The sequence below is a fragment of the Streptomyces poriticola genome (genome assembly GCF_036689765.1).
Taxonomy (GTDB): Bacteria; Actinomycetota; Actinomycetes; order Streptomycetales; family Streptomycetaceae; genus Streptomyces; species Streptomyces poriticola.
Genome location: NZ_JBAGKH010000019.1, coordinates 99483 through 116719, shown reverse-complemented (window position 1 = coordinate 116719; position 17237 = coordinate 99483). Strand labels below are relative to the sequence as shown.

General features: G+C 74.5%; 16 protein-coding genes and 2 pseudogenes. 10 read left to right on the top strand and 8 right to left on the bottom strand.

All coding sequences use genetic code 11. The features are described from left to right. A pseudogene (locus V5O46_RS22085) lies at positions 1-831 on the bottom strand (glucose-6-phosphate dehydrogenase); the annotation flags it as partial. Further along, positions 828-1163, bottom strand: a pseudogene (locus tag V5O46_RS22080) (transaldolase); the annotation flags it as partial. The pseudogenes V5O46_RS22080 and V5O46_RS22085, both read right to left, overlap by 4 nt. Positions 1164-1357: 194 nt before the next feature. Here V5O46_RS22080 and V5O46_RS22075 point away from each other — a divergent pair. Further along, positions 1358-2293, top strand: a complete 936-nt coding sequence (locus V5O46_RS22075) for a helix-turn-helix transcriptional regulator (protein ID WP_332886386.1) — start codon at positions 1358-1360, stop codon at positions 2291-2293. A gap of 69 nt (positions 2294-2362) precedes the next feature. Here the strand turns inward: V5O46_RS22075 and V5O46_RS22070 are convergent, their stop codons facing one another. Next, complete coding sequence (locus tag V5O46_RS22070; RefSeq protein WP_332886385.1) at positions 2363-3760, bottom strand: glycoside hydrolase family 16 protein; 1398 nt, start codon at positions 3758-3760, stop codon at positions 2363-2365. A 217-nt stretch (positions 3761-3977) separates the two neighbouring features. Beyond that, positions 3978-4931: a L,D-transpeptidase gene (locus V5O46_RS22065; protein WP_332886384.1), complete on the bottom strand. Its 954-nt coding sequence runs from the start codon at positions 4929-4931 to the stop codon at positions 3978-3980. Between the two features lie 246 nt (positions 4932-5177). On the opposite strand from V5O46_RS22065, the gene V5O46_RS22060 reads away from it, so the two are divergent. Beyond that, positions 5178-6515: a 6-phospho-beta-glucosidase gene (locus V5O46_RS22060; protein WP_332886383.1), complete on the top strand. Its 1338-nt coding sequence runs from the start codon at positions 5178-5180 to the stop codon at positions 6513-6515. A 183-nt stretch (positions 6516-6698) separates the two neighbouring features. Next, positions 6699-7568, top strand: a complete 870-nt coding sequence (locus V5O46_RS22055) for a sulfotransferase family protein (protein WP_332886382.1) — start codon at positions 6699-6701, stop codon at positions 7566-7568. Positions 7569-7719: 151 nt separating this feature from the next. Here the strand turns inward: V5O46_RS22055 and V5O46_RS22050 are convergent, their stop codons facing one another. After that, entirely contained in the window at positions 7720-8892 is a 1173-nt protein-coding gene (locus V5O46_RS22050) for an ATP-grasp domain-containing protein (RefSeq protein WP_332886381.1), read from the bottom strand. 315 nt (positions 8893-9207) lie between these two features. Between V5O46_RS22050 and V5O46_RS22045 the strand changes: the two genes are divergently transcribed. Both V5O46_RS22045 and V5O46_RS22040 read left to right on the top strand, forming a co-directional pair. Then, positions 9208-10068: a metallophosphoesterase family protein gene (locus V5O46_RS22045; protein WP_332886380.1), complete on the top strand. Its 861-nt coding sequence runs from the start codon at positions 9208-9210 to the stop codon at positions 10066-10068. After that, positions 10065-10745 (top strand): 4'-phosphopantetheinyl transferase family protein, encoded by a 681-nt coding sequence (locus V5O46_RS22040; RefSeq protein WP_332886379.1) that lies wholly within the window; start codon positions 10065-10067, stop codon positions 10743-10745. The genes V5O46_RS22045 and V5O46_RS22040 overlap by 4 nt, the downstream gene beginning before the upstream one ends. 58 nt (positions 10746-10803) lie before the next feature. Here the strand turns inward: V5O46_RS22040 and V5O46_RS22035 are convergent, their stop codons facing one another. The 3 genes from V5O46_RS22035 to V5O46_RS22025 all read right to left on the bottom strand — a co-directional run bounded on the left by V5O46_RS22035 (position 10804) and on the right by V5O46_RS22025 (position 12429). Continuing rightward, on the bottom strand, positions 10804-11040 hold the full coding sequence (locus V5O46_RS22035; protein WP_332886378.1) for a hypothetical protein: 237 nt from the start codon (positions 11038-11040) through the stop codon (positions 10804-10806). A 169-nt stretch (positions 11041-11209) separates the two neighbouring features. Beyond that, a complete protein-coding gene (locus tag V5O46_RS22030) occupies positions 11210-11740 on the bottom strand; it encodes a toxin-antitoxin system, toxin component (RefSeq protein WP_332886393.1) in 531 nt (176 codons plus the stop codon). Between the two features lie 32 nt (positions 11741-11772). Then, positions 11773-12429, bottom strand: coding sequence for a helix-turn-helix domain-containing protein (locus V5O46_RS22025; RefSeq protein WP_332886377.1), 657 nt, complete (start codon positions 12427-12429; stop codon positions 11773-11775). 232 nt (positions 12430-12661) lie between these two features. Here V5O46_RS22025 and V5O46_RS22020 point away from each other — a divergent pair, with 232 nt between their 5' ends. From V5O46_RS22020 to V5O46_RS22000, 5 genes are all read left to right on the top strand, one after another. Next, positions 12662-13324: an MmyB family transcriptional regulator gene (locus V5O46_RS22020; RefSeq protein WP_332886376.1), complete on the top strand. Its 663-nt coding sequence runs from the start codon at positions 12662-12664 to the stop codon at positions 13322-13324. Between the two features lie 218 nt (positions 13325-13542). Next, positions 13543-14694 (top strand): NAD(P)/FAD-dependent oxidoreductase, encoded by a 1152-nt coding sequence (locus V5O46_RS22015; RefSeq protein WP_332886375.1) that lies wholly within the window; start codon positions 13543-13545, stop codon positions 14692-14694. Beyond that, positions 14691-14990, top strand: coding sequence for a (2Fe-2S)-binding protein (locus tag V5O46_RS22010; protein ID WP_332886374.1), 300 nt, complete (start codon positions 14691-14693; stop codon positions 14988-14990). The genes V5O46_RS22015 and V5O46_RS22010 overlap by 4 nt, the downstream gene beginning before the upstream one ends. Continuing rightward, on the top strand, positions 14980-16344 hold the full coding sequence (locus V5O46_RS22005) for an FAD-dependent oxidoreductase (RefSeq protein WP_332886373.1): 1365 nt from the start codon (positions 14980-14982) through the stop codon (positions 16342-16344). Before V5O46_RS22010 ends, V5O46_RS22005 begins: the two co-directional genes overlap by 11 nt. Continuing rightward, positions 16341-17231: a dihydrodipicolinate synthase family protein gene (locus V5O46_RS22000; protein WP_332886372.1), complete on the top strand. Its 891-nt coding sequence runs from the start codon at positions 16341-16343 to the stop codon at positions 17229-17231. Before V5O46_RS22005 ends, V5O46_RS22000 begins: the two co-directional genes overlap by 4 nt. The last annotated feature ends 6 nt before the right edge of the window (positions 17232-17237 follow it).

Genomic DNA, 17237 nt, shown 5'->3' with positions numbered 1-17237 from the left:
CTCCGGTTCGAACACATCGTGCACGATCGCGTTCAGCTCGTGGGCGCTCGCCAGATCGTGGCCGAACGGCTTCTCGATCACGGCCCGGCGCCAGCCGCCCTTCGGGGGGCGGGCCAGCCCGTGCTTCTTGAGCTGCTGGACGACCTTCGGGAAGAACTTCGGCGGCACCGAGAGGTAGAAGGCGTAGTTCCCGCTGGTGCCGCGGGCGGCGTCCAGCTCGTCCACGGCGTCGCGCAGCTGCTTGAACGCGGTGTCGTCGGCGAAGTCGCCCGGGACGAAGCGCATGCCCTCCGAGAGCTGTCGCCAGACCTCCTCACGGAACGGGGTCCGGGCGTGCTCCTTGACGGCCTCGTACACGACCTGGGCGAAGTCCTCGTCCGCCCAGTCCCGCCGGGCGAACCCGACCAGCGAGAAGCCCGGCGGCAGCAGACCGCGGTTGGCCAGGTCGTACACGGCAGGCATCAGCTTCCGGCGGGACAGGTCGCCGGTGACGCCGAAGATGACCAGCCCGGACGGCCCGGCGATGCGCGGCAGCCGGCGGTCGCGGGGATCCCGCAGCGGATTGCTCCAGTCGGGTCCCGGCAGCCCGGCGGCGGGCTCGGTGCCGGTGTCGGCGGACGTGTGCTGCCCAGCCCCGCCGCCACCGCCGTCCTCGGTGTTCCGGGCGGTCCCGGCCGCGTGCCCGCCGCGGCCCCGCGCGCCCGCGGGCCGGGCCTGTGCCGCCTGCGCGGTCCCGGCCGACGCGGTGGCGGGCTCCGTTCCCCCGGCCTCCGCGGCCCGCTGCGCCGCCCCGGTGCCGCCGGCCGCGGGCGCGGCAAGCTCCTCGCTCATTCCCCGTCAACTCCCTTGCTGTCGCGGGACTTCGTCACGACGCCCGGCAGGTCCTGCCGGGCCGCCTCGGACTCGGCGGCACCCTCCTGCTCGAGCCGCCGCACCACCTCCTCGTGGGAGATGCCGAGCCGCTCCACGGCCGCTGGACCGGCCCGGGTCCGGGCACGGACTCCGGTGACCGTGTCTCCTGCGGACGTCGCCGTGATCGCGGCGGCGTCCGGGACGGCCTCCGGCATCGCGCGCACGGTGCCGGGAGCGACCAGCTCCTCCATGTACAGGGTGTCCCGATATGCAGGGTCCTTCACACGGTGGACGCCCGCAGGGGCGCCGGCTCCGCCCGGTGTCCTCGATTCAAGAAGTCTTCGGCAGGAGCGAAGTGGCTGGTCCGATGCGTTCAACCTTAAAAGTCGGACTTTTTGGGGGTGAAGGTCAGGGTGTGCCAGCCTGTGGTGAAACTGGGACACCCCCGGCGGCCCCGCGCGCATCTGAGCCGGGACCCGCGCGACCGAGACGGCACGAGAGGGACATGGCGGACGAGAAGCGGCGGAGCAGCGCCGGTGGCGGGGACCGCGGGGGCCGCGAGCGCACCGGCGGCCAGGGCGCGATCAGGACCGTCCCCTTCCCCGCCGACCTCAGCGTCCTCGGCGTCGGCATGCAGGTCGGCCCCATGGGCACCGGCCGCACCTGGCATGCACAGGCCCCGCTGCACCGGGTGCACCGCATCGACTTCCATGCCGTCATGCTGTTCACCGGCGGCCCGGTCCGGCACATGGTCGACTTCGCCGAGTACGAGGCGACCGCCGGCGATGTGCTGTGGATCCGGCCCGGCCAGGTCCACCGTTTCGCCCGGGACACCGGCTACCGCGGAACCGTCCTGACCATGCAGCCCGGCTTCCTGCCCCGCGCCACCGTCGAGGCCGCCGGCCTGTACCGCTACGACCTGCCGCCCCTGCTCCACCCCCGTCCGGACCACCGCGCCGCGCTGGAGGCCTCTCTCGCCCAGCTGCGCCGCGAGTACGAGGACGACACGACCCTGCCGCTCGGCCTGCACACGGCCGTGCTGCGCCACGCGCTCTCCGCGTTCCTGCTCCGGCTGGCCCATCTCGCCGCGAGCTCCGCGGAGGCGGCCCGGAGCGGACCGGCGGACACCGCCTTCACCCTGTTCCGGGACGCCGTCGAGGCGGGCTTCGCCACCAACCACAGCGTCAGCGCCTACGCCGACGCGCTCGGCTACTCCCGCCGCACCCTGGTGCGCGTGGTGCGGGCCGCCACGGGCCGGACGCCCAAGGCGTTCATCGACCGCCGCGTCGTCCTGGAGGCCAAGCGGCTCCTCGCCCACACCGATCTGCCCATAGGGCGCGTCGGCGCGGCGGTCGGCTTCCCGGACGCGGCCAACTTCTCCAGGTTCTTCCACCAGCACACGGACCGGACGCCGGCGGCGTTCCGGGCGGAGGTGCGCTGAGCTGTCCCCCTCCGGCGCGCAGGGGCCCGCACGCGGGTGCGTGCGGGCCCCTGCCACCACCGGGGAACGTCAGTGCCCGAAGCCGAACCAGTTCACGTTGACGAAGTCCGCCGGAGAACCGCTGGTGAAGGTCAGATACACGTCGTGCGTGCCGGTCACCGCGTCGATGTTGGCCGGGACCGTCCGCCAGGACTGCCAGCCGCCCGTGGTGCCGACGGCGAAGCTGCCGACCGGCGCGGCCGTGCGGCTGTCCAGGCGCACCTCCACCAGGCCGCTCACGCCGGCCGGGGCGCCGCCGGCCACCCGGGCGGAGAACTGCCGGGCCGGGATGGAACCGAACTCGACGCCCCGGTAGAGCGCCCAGTCCCCGTCTGCGAGGAAGCCGATGTTCCGGCCGCCGCCGGTGTCCGAGGTGGTCTCGGTGCCGACGCCGGACTGGTCGTCGTAGGACTCGGCCTGGATGGTGCCGTAGGCGTCGCGGCTGCCGTCCGGGGGAGGCGTGGTACCGCTCCCATCGCTCGACAGCACCTGGACGTAGTCGACCAGCATCGGGTGGCCGGGCTCGGTGCCGGCGTCCGGGCCGCCGCCGAAGGCGTCCGGGAAACCGCCGCCCATGGCGACGTTGAGGATGATGTAGAAGCCGTGGTCGGTGGCGTTCGCCCAGGTCGTGGCGTCGACCTGGTTCTCGCGCACGGTGTGGAAGGTGTGGCCGTCGACGGAGAAGCGGATCTCCTCGAGGCTGGTCGAGCGGTCCCACTCCAGCCGGTAGGTGTGGAAGCCCGCCTGGCAGGTGGTGCCGGTGCAGGTGGTGCTGCCGCCGATGCCGCTGTGCTCGTTGCACGGCCCGCCGGGTGCGGTGCCGCAGTGCATCGTGGCCCAGACGGTGTTCAGGCCCTGGGTGTTCTCCAGGATGTCCAGTTCACCCACGGCCGGCCAGTTCCAGTAGTTGCCGCGGTAGGGCGCGCCGAGCATCCAGAACGCCGGCCAGTAGCCCTTGGCGGCGGGACCCGTGACGTTCGGGACCTGGATCCGGCCCTCCACGCGGAGCGTGCCGCCGGCCGGGGGCTGGAAGTCGGTGCGGTTGGTCTCGATGCGGCCGGAGGTCCAGTTGCCGGCGGCGTCCCGGCGCGGGGTGATGCGCAGGTTGCCGTTGCCGTCGAGGGAGACGTTGTCCGTGCTGGACGTCATCGTCTCGATCTCGCCGGTGCCCCAGTTCGCGGGTCCGCCCGGGTACGACGTGCCGGTCGCGTACTGCCAGTCGGCGGTGTTCACCCCGGAGCCCGCGGGGCCGTCGAAGTCCTCCACGAAGACCTCGGTCCAGCCGGACGGGGGCGGGGGAGCGGCGGCGGTCGCCGCCGGACCGCCGACGGCGGTGGCGGTCGCGGCGAGGCCGAGGACGCCGACGACGGCGACGAGCGCCCGGCGCAGCGGTCGCCGTCTGCGGGGGGTGCCGGAAGCTTCTCTCATGTGGGGGTGCCTCTCGGATATGGATGCGGGTGCGGGGAGCGGGAACGGGAGCGCGCGCCCCGCGGCGCGCGCTCCTGGTTCGTGAGAGCGCTCTCAGAGTGCGCCCAATGTGCTCTCCGGCACTCCGGCCGTCAAGAGGTGAAACCGAGAAAGTCCCTACCGGGCAGGTGAGTTCACCGGATGAACGGCCGTGGCGGCCGGCCCGCCCAGGACGGCGTCAGCGCAGCGCGCTGCCGGCCGTCCAGGTCTTCCACGCCATGTTCCAGCCGCACAGGCCGTTGGCCGGGTCGACGGCCCGCCCGCCGGAGTTCCGTACGACCACCACGTCGCCGACCCGGGAGCCCGCGAAGAACGCGTGCCCGGCCGTCTTCTCGTCGTCCCCTCCCTTGGCGTCGTGCAGCCCGATGCAGCCGTGCGTGGTGTTGTCGCGCCCGAACACCTCCGCGTCGGTCCAGTAGTTGCCGTGGATGAAGGTGCCCGAGGTGGTGAGTCGCTGGGCGTGCGGCACGTCCGGGATGTCGTACTCGTGGCCGAGTCCGACCGTCGAGGACTCCATGCGGGTCTCCTGCAGCCGCTCGCTGATCACCATGATCCCGGACCAGCTGGTGTGGTCGGCGTTTCCGCCGGTGACGGGGTAGGCGGCGACGGTCCGCCCGTCCCGGACGACGGTCATCCGCTTCTTCGCCAGATCGACGGTGCTGATCTGCGACCGCCCGATCCGGAAGGCGATGCGCTCGGACCGCGCGCCGTACAGGCGCTCGCCGGCCTTCACGTCCTTCAGCCGCAGGTCCACCGTGACCGCCGTGTCCGGGGCCCAGTACGTGCGGGGCCGGAAGTCGAGCCGGCGGTCGCCGAACCAGTGGCCGGCCACCTCCACCCCGGGATCGGCGCTGACCGTGATCGCCCGCTCGACCGCGGCCCGGTCGGCGACGGCGTGCGAGAAGGTGATCGACACCGGCATGCCCACGCCGTACGTGGCACCCGGCCTGGGGATGACCGATGCGGTGAGGGTCCGGCGCGCCTCCGCCGCCTGTGCCGTACCGCCGGGTCCGGCCGTCAGGGCGGCGGCCACCGGCAGCGCGCCGAGCGCGGTGAGCACCCCGCGGCGGGACCACTGCGGCTGCTGCCGCTCGGCCGGATCGGATATACGGGACTGCCGGGGTGTCCTCACGTGTCGCGGCCTTTCTGTGGCGGATCGGGGGTGATCTGTGTGATGAGTGCAGACTGCACCATATAGTCCGTTCGGTCCTGTGTGCCCGTGTCGGCGGCTCGCGGCGTATGTGAGAAATGCGGCATGCGCGGGCACCAGCGGGATCGTGGGCGCACCCGGCCGGGGTGCGCCGGCGGCCGGGGCCCGGCCCGGCCCGGCGTGCCATGATCGGCCCACGGGACCACGGGCCGGTGGAGGGACACGGGCGTGAGGCTGACGATTCTGGGCGGCGGCGGATTCCGGGTGCCGCTGGTGTACGGGGCGCTGCTGGGCGACCGCGCGGAGGGACGCGTCACCCGGGTCGTGCTGCACGACCCGGACGCAGGGCGGCTGGCCGCTGTGGTCCGCGTGCTGGCCGAGCAGGCGGCCGGCGTCCCGGACGCACCCGAGGTGACCGCCACCGGCGACCTGGACGAGGCGCTGCGCGGCGCCGACTTCGTGTTCTCCGCGGTCCGCGTCGGCGGTCTGCAGGGCCGCGCCGACGACGAACGGGTGGCGCTCGCCGAGGGTGTCCTCGGCCAGGAGACGGTCGGCGCCGGCGGCATCGCCTACGGGCTCCGGACCGTGCCGGTCGCCGTCGACATCGCCCGCCGCGTTGCCCGGCTCGCCCCCGACGCCTGGGTCATCAACTTCACCAACCCGGCCGGACTGGTCACCGAGGCGATGTCCCGCCACCTCGGCGACCGGGTCATCGGCATCTGCGACTCGCCGGTCGGCCTCGGCCGCCGCATCGCCCGCACGCTGGGCGCCGACCCCGCCGAGGCCTGGATCGACTACGTCGGCCTCAACCACCTCGGGTGGGTGCGCGGCCTGGAGGTGGCCGGCCGCGACCAGCTCCCGCGCCTGCTGGCCGACCCCGTCCTGCTCGGTTCCTTCGAGGAGGGCCGGCTCTTCGGTACCGAGTGGCTCCAGTCCCTCGGCGCGATCCCCAACGAGTACCTGCACTACTACTACTTCAACCGGGAAGCCGTACGCGCCTACCGGGAGGCCCGCCGTACCCGGGGTGCCTTCCTGCTGGACCAGCAGGCCGCGTTCTACGACCGGGCGCGCGATCCCGAGACGCCGGCCCTCCAGCTGTGGCAGCGCACCCGTGCCGAGCGGGAGGCGACCTACATGGCGGAGAACCGCGACACGGCCGGCGCGGGCGAGCGGGCGGCCGAGGACCTCTCCGGCGGCTACGAGCAGGTGGCACTGGCGCTGATGCGGGCCGTCGCCCGCAACGAACGCACCACCCTCATCCTCAACGTCCGCAACGGCGGCACCCTGCCGGTGCTCGACGCCGAGGCGGTCGTCGAGGTCCCCTGCACGGTCGACGCCAGCGGCGCCCACCCGGTGGCCGTGGACCCGCTGCCCGGCCATGCCACCGGGCTGGTCTGCGCCGTCAAGGCGGTGGAACGGGAAGTCCTCGCCGCGGCCGGCTCCGGATCCCGCACTGCGGCGGTCAAGGCCTTCGCACTGCATCCGCTGGTCGACTCCGTGAGCGTGGCCCGGCGGCTGGTCGACGGCTACACCGCTGTCCACCCCGGCCTGTCATATCTCGGCTAGCCGTTTCACCCGGGCGTGGGATTCCCATGAAGAATTGAGGAACTGGACAAACGCCTGCTCACCCGTGGTGTGTGAAGCCCCGCGACGCCCGCGTGTCGCCTTCCCGTCACCTCGGCTTCGCCTGCCGCCCCTGGGATGCGCCCGACGGTCGGCGAGGGCAAGGCGAAGAGAAGGGGTGGCACCGTGCGAGACCCGCGGATGTCCGCTATCGGCAAGGGACTGAGGCGCCGGGGCCGGCTGATGATGCAGGCGGTCAGCCCGCCGCGGCGGATCCTCGACGGGCCGCCCGGCCCGCGCGGGACGGCGGACGGCTATTCGGCGCCGCCCGCGCCGCGCCTGGTGGAGTCCCCGGTGTTCGTACTGTCCTCGGTGCGCTCCGGATCGACCCTGCTGCGCGTGCTGCTGAACAGCCACAGCCGGATCCGCGCCCCGCACGAGATGCATCTGCGCACCCTGTGCGTGGACCTGTCCCGGCCCTTCACCGCGGAGGCCATGCGGGCGCTGGAGCTGGACCGGGACGAGCTGGAGCACGTCCTGTGGGACCGGGTGCTGCATCTGGAGCTCACCCGCAGCGGCAAGGACGTGATCGTCGACAAGACCCCGGCGAACACCCTCGTCCGGCCGCGGCTGCACCGCTGCTGGCCCCGGGCGAGGTACCTCGTGCTGCTGCGCCACCCGGGTGCGGTCGTCGCCTCGCTCACCGAGCGCCGCACCGACCCCGACCCGCAGGCGATCCGTGCCGAGGTCCTCCGGTACGCCGAGCACCTGGAGGAGGCGCGGCACACCCCCGGGGCGCACGTCGTCACCTACGAGGAACTGACCGCCGAGCCGGAGCGGGTGACCCGGGGGATCTGCGACCGTCTGGGGGTCCCCTGGGAGGCCGGCATGCTCGACTACGGCGCCAAGGACCACGGTGCCTTCCGCCCGCACCTGGGCGACTGGTCCACCACTCTCAGGTCGGGCCGCATCCGCCCCGCCCGCGGCCCGGTCCGGCACATCGCCCTGCCTCCACGCCTCACGGAGCTCGCCGAGGCGTGGGGGTACGACGTGTAGGGCCCCTCGGGCGGATCACACCGCGTGGCTGCGGCGTGCCACGGCCCCCTCCTGCCCAAGGTGCCTCCCCCTCGCTGCCCGAACGGTGTGCGTCGGGGGACCCCACTGCCCGAACGGTGCGGGGAACCCCGGGCGGTTGTCGTCGGTTGCCTCAGGCGCGTGCAGCCGGATCCGTGGCCGGGGCGCCGAGGGCTCCGGCGGGGGCGGCCAACGGGGCCGAGGGGGCCGCCGAGGCCGATGGGGCTGCCGGTGTCGCCGGTGCCGGTGCCGGCGGCGGGTCCGTGCGCTGGTGCGGCAGCGCCACCGGGCGCAGCGGGCGGGGTCCGGACACCACCGTGTAGTCGGGGCCCAGGAACGGCGGCACCATCTTGCCCGGGTCCTCGCCCAGCGCCAGCCGCACCGCCGCCCACGGCACGTTGACCCCGCACAGGGACAGCTGGTGCAGCCCGCCCGCCGGACGGGTGTTGACGTCCAGCAGCACCGGACGGTCGCCGTACATCCGGAACTGGATGTTGGACAGATGGTGCAGCCCGAACCGCTGCGCCAGCCGGCGGGCCGGTCCCAGCCACTGCTCGTGCAGGGTGAAGCCACGGCGGCGGCCGTTCTTGGTGCGGCCCACGGCCAGCCGCACCCGGTCGTCCGGCCCGGTGAGGCAGTCCACCGACACCTCCGGCTGCTCCAGCCGCGGCATCACCAGCCAGTCGACGGGCTCCTCGGCCGCCCGCACCGCCTGCACGACCAGGTCCAGCGGCACGTACGGGCTGGGAAACCCGCCGAGCTGGGCCATCGAGAACGGCGCCCGGGTGATCACCCGGAAGCCCACCCCGCCGGCCCCCGCGGCGGGCTTGAAGCACGCCCGGTGCCCGTGCTCCTCCAACTCCGTCACGGCACCGAGGAGTTCCTCCTCCGTGCGCACCCGCCACCACGGCGGTACCGGAACGCCGGCGGCCTGGGCCGCCTCGTAGCCGACGGCCTTGTCCTGGAAGAGGGCCACCGCCTCGGCCGACGGGGCGAGCAGGACCGTGCCGGCCGCCTCGAACTCGGCGCGGTGCGCCACGATCGCCGCCTGCTGCAGCCGGGGCACGAACACATCGATGCCGCGCCGCCGGCACTGGTCCAGGGCGAACTCCACGTAGGCGGCGGGGGAGAGGGACTCCGGCTCCAGCTCCGCGGTGTCGGCGGCGGCCAGCACGGGCGAGTCCGGATCGCCGTGGGTGGCATGGATCTCGACGGCCCGGTCGCCGGGATTTCGGCGCAGCTGATCCATGAAGAAGACGTTCTCCGCGTACGTGCGGTTGAGCCAGACGCGTACGCGAGAGACCATGCAGGCCGCCTTTCACGGTTCACGGGCAGGGCGAAGAAGGCCGTGCCCGGCAGGGGGGATGAAGGGACACCGAGCCGCCCGGCGCGGGGAGAAAGGGGCGAGGCGGTGGTGTTGCGCCGATCATAGGGGCTCGGGGGTGACTGCGCGCAACGTCTGTGTTAATGATGGGCCGCCCCTCGCCCAACCCCGCGCAGCCGGAGCCGTCCGGCCTTGTCGGCGGCCCCGTCCGTGTGATCTCGTGGTTCCGCCACCGGCCACCGGTCCACCGCGGGCGGGGTGGCAACGGAGTGGAAGCCTGCTCGGAGGGGGCGAGAGGTGACGTCGAGCGCGAAGAGCGCCGGGCAGCTGTGGGCGATCAGCGACCTGCACATCGGCTATGCGGAGAACCGCGAGCTGGTGGAGAAGATGAGGCCCGAACGGGACGACGACTGGCTGCTGGTGGCCGGCGACGTCGCCGAGACCACGACCGACATCCGCTGGGCCCTCGAGACCCTCGCGGACCGCTTCGCCCGGGTCGTCTGGGCCCCCGGCAACCATGAGCTGTGGACCCACCCGAGCGACCCGGTCACCCTGCGCGGCACCGCCCGCTACGAGCATCTGACCGGGCTCTGCCGCGAACTGGGCGTGACCACACCCGAGGACCCGTACCCGGTCTGGGACGGCCCCGGCGGCCCCGTCGCCGTCGCCCCGCTGTTCCTGCTCTACGACTACTCCTTCCTGCCGCCCGGGTGCACCACCAAGGCCGAGGGGCTCGCCTACGCCGAGTCCACCGGCATCGTGTGCACCGACGAGCACCTGCTCCACCCCGATCCCTACCCCAGCCGCGAGGCCTGGTGCCGGGCCCGGGTCGCCGAGACCGAGGCCCGGCTCGCCGCGCTCCCCGACGACCTGCCGACGATCCTGGTCAACCACTATCCGCTGGACCGGCACCCCACCGAGGTGCTGTGGCACCCGGAGTTCGCCATGTGGTGCGGGACCCGGCTCACCGCGGACTGGCACCGCAGGTTCCGCGTCGAGACGATGGTCTACGGCCATCTGCACATCCCCCGCACCACCTGGCACGAGGGCGTCCGCTTCGAGGAGGTCTCGGTGGGCTACCCCCGCGAATGGCGCAGGAGGACGGAGCCGCCGGGCCGGTTGCGCCGGATCCTGCCGACGGAGGGCGAGGCCCGGTGATCGAGGAACTGCTCCCGGACACGGTGGTCGCCGTGGAGGCCCTCGGCCACGACGGCATCGGGCACACCCCGCTCCACCCGCAGGAGGAGGCGCTGGTGGCCCGGGCGGTCGCCAAGCGCCGCCGCGAGTTCACCGTGGTCCGCTCCTGCGCCCGGCGCGCCATGGAGAAGCTGGGCGTGCCGCCGCAGGCCGTCCTGATCGGCGAACGCGGCGCACCGATCTGGCCGGAAGGGATCCTCGGCAGCATGACCCACTGCGACGGCTACTGCGCCGCCGCGCTGGTCCGCGACACCGACCTCGCCTCGCTCGGCATCGACGCCGAACCGGACGCGCCGCTGCCCGACGGGGTGCTGTCCGCCGTGTCCCTGCCCGCGGAACAGGCCAGGCTGCGCACCCTGGCCGGAGAGCGGCCCGAAGTGCACTGGGACCGGCTGCTGTTCAGCGCCAAGGAGTCCGTCTACAAGGCGTGGTTCCCCCTCACCCGCACCTGGCTGGACTTCGGCGAGGCCGATATCGAGATCGCGGCGGACCCCGAGGACCGGCACCGCGGGACTCTCCGCGCCGCCCTGCTGGTGCCCGGGCCGCGCGTGGCCGGGGCCCGGCTCACCCACTTCGACGGCCGCTGGACCGCCCGCCACGGCCTGCTCACCACCGTGGTCACGGTCCCGCACGTCTGAACGGCCGGAGCCGCGCCCGCCGCCGGGGCGCGTCCCGGGGCGCGGCGCGGGACGCAGGTCAGGGCTCCGGGCACCAACTCGCCAGCAGCCGGAAGAACTCCTCCTCGGTGCCGGTGAGTCCGGCGGCCGCCAGAGCCTGCTCGGCCTCGGCGAGCACGGCGGGCGGCACCACGGCGGGCCGCCCGCCGCCGGGCGGGGCCGCCGCCGTGTCGAACGCGGCCCGGACGGTGTGCAGCAGGCGCAGATAGGCCTGTACGGCGATACGCTCGCGGTCGGTCAGTACGGCGGTGGTCATCGGTCGGCTCTCCCCACAACGACGGCAACGGCAGCACGCCACCCGCACGGCGGCACGCCACCCCCAGCTTGCCGCCCACCACTGACAATCTCCCGGGGCCGGTCTGACGGTTCCCGCCCGGCCCGCCCCGATTCGCCCACTCGGCCCAGGCCTTCCGCCCCGGCGGACCTCAGCCGAGGTAGCCCAGGGACGCCTCGATCCGCCCGGCCAGATGGTCCCGCTGCACCGGGCCGCGCAGCGACGACCCCGCGAGCCAGGCACGGCACTTGCTGGCCAGCAGCAGCCCGAAGCTCTCCGCCTCCTGCTCCTCCGTCTGGTCGAAGCGGGAGCGGGCGGCGACCGCCCGGACCGTGTCCCGCAGCGTGCCCTCGTCGACCGGCCCGCCCAGCAGCCGTGCCGCGACCGGGCCGCCCTCGACGTCCCGGCCGCAGTGCCCGGCCTTCATGTGCCACAGCTCGTGCCCGAGGATGACCAACTGGTGGTCCGGCGCGGTGCGTTCCTCGACCACGACCAGATCCTGGTCGGCCATGTCGAGCCACAGCCCGCTGGCGGTCCCGGGCGGGAACGCGGCCGTACGGAGGATCACGGGCCGGCCGCGCCGCCGGCTCATCGCCTCGCAGAGAGCGGCGTACAGGTCGGCCGGCGGCGCCGGGGCGGTCAGCGCGAGCTCCGCGACCAGCTCGCCGCACAGGCGGCGCATCTCCCTGTCGATGCCCACAGCTCTCCCCCGGCTCACGACTCGGGCCGTTTGACGCTCTCCAGGAGCATGTCCAGCCACTCGGCGACCTTGTCGCGGTGCTGGTCCGTGGGCAGCTGCGCGGCGCGCCAGGCGATCCCGCGCACGCCGTGGTCCTGCAGCAGCCGCTCCAGCGGGTCGTCGGCCGCCGCGGCGGCCGCCCGCTCCCGGTCGGCGAGCTTCTGCAGGAGTTCCTGCTCGGTGTGCTGCAGCACGCTCACCAGTGCCTCGGGGTCCTCGGCGGTGAGGAACCCGGCGTGCACCCGGAAGAACCGCTGGATGGCGTCGCAGTGCTCCATGGTCGGGCGCCGGTCGCCGTTGATGAGCGCCCCCGCCTGCTGGCGCGACATGCCCGCGCCGTCGGCGATCTCCTGTTGCGTGTACCTGCGGCCGTTGGGTTTGACCCGGGTGCGGCGCAGCAGGTCCAGCCGCTGCACGAACCTGGCCTGCACATCGGGCTCGCCCGCCGGGCGCCCGCTCAGCAGTGCGCCCACCACCGGCTCGGGGACACCGGAGCCCACGGAGAGCCGGCCGACGTCGAAGACCTCGGCATGCGGCACGCCGAGCCGGTCGGCGAGTGCGGCGACCCGGGCGACGACCGCCAGAAGCGCGGCCGTGGGCGTGGTGCCCGGACCCTCGAAGCCACCCGTCACCGACCGATCTCCTATGTCTCTCACAGGACTCACAGGCTTCTCACAAGCGGTTGCCGTGAACTTCCCGGAGAGTAGCCGGTGGTTCGAACTCGCATCCAGGTCTCGCCACAACTGTGGCCAATTTCAGCCGTCAACCGGCATGAAATGCCACGATAGTTGACATGCCTTGCGTCGGGGCAGCAGGATCGGGGCGCCGCGTGAAGGCCGCATAGGCAAGAGGGGTGACCTCCCGATGGCATTTCAGGCAGGCGGGCAGCGGTCGGTACCGCGGCCCGCCCCCGCGACCCCCGACACCCGGGCGTATCTGCAGGACTATGCCGCGCTCCTGGAGGCCGTCCCCTTCCCCTCCCTCGTCGTCGACCGCCACTGGGACGTGGTGCTGGCCAACGGTGCCTTCCGGACGCTGTTCCGGGACGTCGGACCGCACCCGTCCGCCATGCCGGACGACAACTTCCTCCGCTTCGTCCTGTTCCACCCCGACGCGGCCTCGGTGCTCGGCGAGCACGAGTCGAGCTGGTGTCTGCCGATGCTGGCGCACTTCGCCGCCGCCGTGGAGCGGGACGGCCACGACCGCGTCCTGCAGGCGATCCGCCGTGACATCGCCCAGGATCCGATCATGGACGCCGCCTACCGGCAGGGCCTGCCGCACTGGATCCGCGCGGTCGGCGAGCAGGCGGTCGAGCACGACGGCGCCGTACGGCCGCTGCTCCACCCCGATCCGCGCTGGGGCGCCACCGAGTGCCGGGTCGTCGTCGAGACGCCCCGGTCGCTGGCGGAACAGGGCTACACGCGGCTGACCCTGGTCCTGCGCGAGGCCCGGCCCGCCTCCCGCCGTCCGCGCCGGCGCCGCCGCCCGACCGGGCACCTCAGGGCCGTCCCCGCCGCCTCGGACTGACCGCCGCCCGACCGGGCACCTCAGGGCCGTCCCCGCCGCCCCGGCCGAGTACCCCCCGGAGGTCTTCCGTCCCCGGGGGCCGACTGCTGCCCGGAGCGGATCGCGGCCCGGGGCCGGCCGCCTCTCCGGCCGGCCCCACCGCCGCATTCGGGCCGACTCGCGCGTCACAAGGCGTCGGCCCCATTCCCCGACGTAGTGCCATGTGACATATTACTCCCGTGAGCGAGCCGCTGACCAGCGATGTCGTCGTGGTCGGTGCCGGGGTCGTCGGCGCCGCCTGCGCTCTGTACGCCGCCCGTGCGGGCCTGACCGTCACCGTCGTGGACCGCGGCCCGGTGGCCGGCGGCACCACCGGAGCCGGGGAGGGCAACCTCCTCGTCTCCGACAAACAGCCCGGGCCGGAGCTCGACCTGGCCCTGCTCTCCACCCGCCTGTGGTCCGAACTGGCCGCGGAACTGGGCGAGGCCGTCGAGTACGAGCCCAAGGGCGGCGTCGTCGTGGCCGGCACCCCGCGGGCCCTCGCCGGCCTCGAGGACCTCGCCGACGCCCAGCGGACCGCCGGGGTCACCGCGGTCCCGGTACCCGCCGACCGGCTCCCCGACCTGGAACCCCGCCTCGCCCCCGGCCTTGCGGGCGCCGTGCACTACCCCCAGGACGCCCAGGTGATGCCCGCCCTCGCCGCCGCCCGTCTGCTGCACGCGTCCGGGGCCCGGCTGCTGACCGGACGGACCGTCACCGAGGTGCTGCGCGGCCCGGGCGGCGTGGTCCGCGGCGTCCGAACCGACCGGGGCGACCTGCACGCCCCCGCCGTGGTCAACGCGGCCGGGACATGGGGCGGCGAGCTGGCCGCCCGCGCCGGCGTGCGGCTCCCGGTGCTGCCCAGACGGGGCTTCGTGCTGGTCACCGAGCCGCTGCCGCGCCGCATCCGGCACAAGGTGTACGCCGCGGACTACGTCGCCGACGTCGTCAGCGACTCGGCCGCCCTGCAGACCTCCCCGGTCGTGGAGGGCACCGCCGCGGGACCGGTGCTCATCGGGGCCAGCCGGGAACGCGTCGGCTTCGACCGCACCGTGTCCCTGCCGGTGCTGCGGGCCCTGGCGGCGGGCGCGACCCGGCTGTTCCCGTTTCTGAGCGGCGTACGGGCCATGCGGACGTACGCCGGGTTCCGGCCGTATCTGCCCGACCACCTCCCGGCGATCGGCCCCGACCCGCGGGCCCCCGGGCTGCTGCACGCCTGCGGCCACGAGGGGGCGGGCATCGGCCTGGCCACCGGCACCGGCCAACTGCTCGCCCAGGTGCTCACCGGCGCCCCGACCGCACTCGATCTCACGCCCTTCCGCCCCGACCGCTTCCCCGAGGAGGACATGTGAACCCGCTCCGGCTCGTCCGGGCCCGGCCCGGACCCGTCTTCACGGTCAGCTTCGACGACCGGGAGATCGACGCACTGCCGGGCCAGACCGTGGCCGCCGCGCTGTGGGCGGCCGGGGTCACCTCCTGGCGGACGACCCGGGGCGACGGCAGGCCGCGCGGTGTGTTCTGCGGGATCGGGGTGTGCTTCGACTGCCTGGTGACCGTGAACGACCGGCCCAACCAGCGAGCCTGTCTGGTGCCCGCGCACCCGGGCGACACCATCCGCACCCAGGAGGGCACCGGCCATGCGGACTGACCTCGCGGTGATCGGCGCCGGACCGGCCGGACTCGCCGCGGCCCTGGCGGCCGACGCACGGGGTGTACGCGTCGCGCTGGTCGACGCGGCACCCGGACCCGGCGGGCAGTACTACCGGCAGCCCGCCGCCGGACTCGGCGCCCGGCGCGCCCGCGCGCTGCACCACCGGTGGCGCACCTGGGAACGGCTGCGCGACGCTCTCGCCGCGAGCGACGTGACGGTGCTGACCGGGCATCATGTCTGGTGCGTGGAGCGGCGGGCGGGCGGTTTCACCGTGCACGCGCTGCTCGGGCCCGCCCAGGAGGAGCCGGCCGCCGTGCACGCCGACACGGTCCTGCTCGCCACCGGCGGCCACGAACAGGTGCTGCCCTTCCCCGGCTGGACCCTGCCCGGCGTCGTCACCGCCGGCGGTGCCCAGGCCCTGCTCAAGGGCTCGCTGGCGGTGCCGGGTCGGACCGCCGTGGTGGCGGGCACCGGCCCGCTGCTGCTGCCGGTGGCCACCGGACTCGCCGCGGCCGGCGTCCGGGTCGCCGCACTGGTCGAGGCCGCCGGCCCTCGGCGCCTCGCCCGGCACACCCGCGCGCTGGCCGGCAAGCTCCCGGAGGGCGCCGGATACGCCGCCCGGCTGCTGCGCCACCGCGTCCGCGTCCTCGCCCGGCACGCCGTCGTCCGCGCCCACGGTGACGACCGGCTCACCGGCGTCACCGTCGCCGCCCTCGACACCGCCGGCCGGGTCCGGCCCGGCACCCGGCGCCGTCTCGGCTGCGACACGCTCGCCGTCGGCCACGGCATGCTCGCCCACACCGACCTCGCCGAGAGCCTCGGATGCCGCCTGGACGGCCAGGTCGTCGCCGTCGACACCGAACAGCGCACCAGCGTGCCCGGGGTCTGGGCGGCCGGCGAGGCCACCGGCGTCGGCGGCGCCGCCCTCGCCCTCGCCGAGGGCCACCTCGCCGGCCGCTCCGTCGCCGCACGGCTGCACGGCAGTGCGCCGGGGCCTGCCCCCGCGGCCGTGCGCTCCCGCAGCCGGCTGCGGACGGCCGCGGCGGCACTCGACTCCGCCTACGCACCCTCCCCGCACTGGACCGAGCAGGTCACCGACGACACCGTCGTCTGCCGCTGCGAGGAGGTCACCGCCGGTGACGTCCGGGCAGCGCGCGCCCTGGGCGCGGGAGACGTCCGCACCGTCAAGCTGCTCACCCGGGCGGGCATGGGCTGGTGCCAGGGCCGCGTCTGCGGACCCGCGGTCGCCGGGCTCACCGGCTGCCCGCCCGAGCCGTCCCGGCGGCCGTTCGCACGTCCCGTACCGCTGGGCGTACTCGCCGATCAGCACCCCGAGGAGGGAACCTCATGACCGACCAGCGCCCCTGGCGCGGCGTCCTCGTCGCCACCGCGCTCCCGCTCCGCGACGACCTCTCCGTCGACCACGACGCCTACGCCGAGCACTGCTCCTGGCTCGTCCGGCACGGCTGCGACGGCGTGGTCCCCAACGGCTCGCTCGGCGAGTACCAGGTGCTCACCCCCGAGGAGCGCACCCGGGTCGTGGAGACGGCCGTCGCGGCGGTCGGCGGGGACCGGGTGGTGCCCGGGGTCGCCGCCTACGGATCCGCCGAGGCGCGCCGCTGGGCCGAGCAGGCCCGCGAAGCCGGCTGCGGCGCGGTGATGCTGCTGCCGCCCAACGCCTACCGCGCCGACGAGCGTTCGGTCCTCGCCCACTACGCCGAGGCCGCCCGGGCGGGCCTGCCCGTCGTCGCGTACAACAACCCCGTCGACACCAAGGTCGACCTGGTGCCGGAACTCCTCGCCCGGCTGCACGGCGAGGGACACGTCCAGGCCGTGAAGGAGTTCTCCGGCGACGTCCGCCGCGCCTACCGCATCGCCGAACTCGCCCCGGAACTGGACCTGCTGATCGGCGCCGACGACGTGCTGCTGGAGCTGGCGCTGGCCGGGGCGAAGGGCTGGGTGGCCGGCTACCCCAACGCGCTGCCCGCCGCCTGCGCCGAGCTGTACCGCGCCGCCGTCGCCGGGGACCTGGCCACCGCACTGCAGCTCTACCGGCAGCTGCACGCGCTGCTGCGCTGGGACTCGCAGACCGAGTTCGTCCAGGCGATCAAGTTGTCGATGGACGTCGCGGGACGCCGCGGCGGTCCGGTCCGCCCGCCGCGCATGCCGCTGCTGCCCGAGCAGGAGGCCGCCGTGCGGGCCGCCACCGAGAAGGCCCTCGCGGCGGGACTGTCCTAGGAGGTA

Coding starts and splice junctions, on each gene's coding strand:
- V5O46_RS22035 (WP_332886378.1), bottom strand. CDS start 11,040: ATGACCACCGCCGTACTGACCGACCGCGAGCGTATCGCCGTACAGGCC.
- V5O46_RS22020 (WP_332886376.1), top strand. CDS start 12,662: ATGGCATTTCAGGCAGGCGGGCAGCGGTCGGTACCGCGGCCCGCCCCC.
- V5O46_RS22070 (WP_332886385.1), bottom strand. CDS start 3,760: ATGAGAGAAGCTTCCGGCACCCCCCGCAGACGGCGACCGCTGCGCCGG.
- V5O46_RS22000 (WP_332886372.1), top strand. CDS start 16,341: ATGACCGACCAGCGCCCCTGGCGCGGCGTCCTCGTCGCCACCGCGCTC.
- V5O46_RS22050 (WP_332886381.1), bottom strand. CDS start 8,892: ATGGTCTCTCGCGTACGCGTCTGGCTCAACCGCACGTACGCGGAGAAC.
- V5O46_RS22030 (WP_332886393.1), bottom strand. CDS start 11,740: ATGCGCCGCCTGTGCGGCGAGCTGGTCGCGGAGCTCGCGCTGACCGCC.
- V5O46_RS22075 (WP_332886386.1), top strand. CDS start 1,358: ATGGCGGACGAGAAGCGGCGGAGCAGCGCCGGTGGCGGGGACCGCGGG.
- V5O46_RS22005 (WP_332886373.1), top strand. CDS start 14,980: ATGCGGACTGACCTCGCGGTGATCGGCGCCGGACCGGCCGGACTCGCC.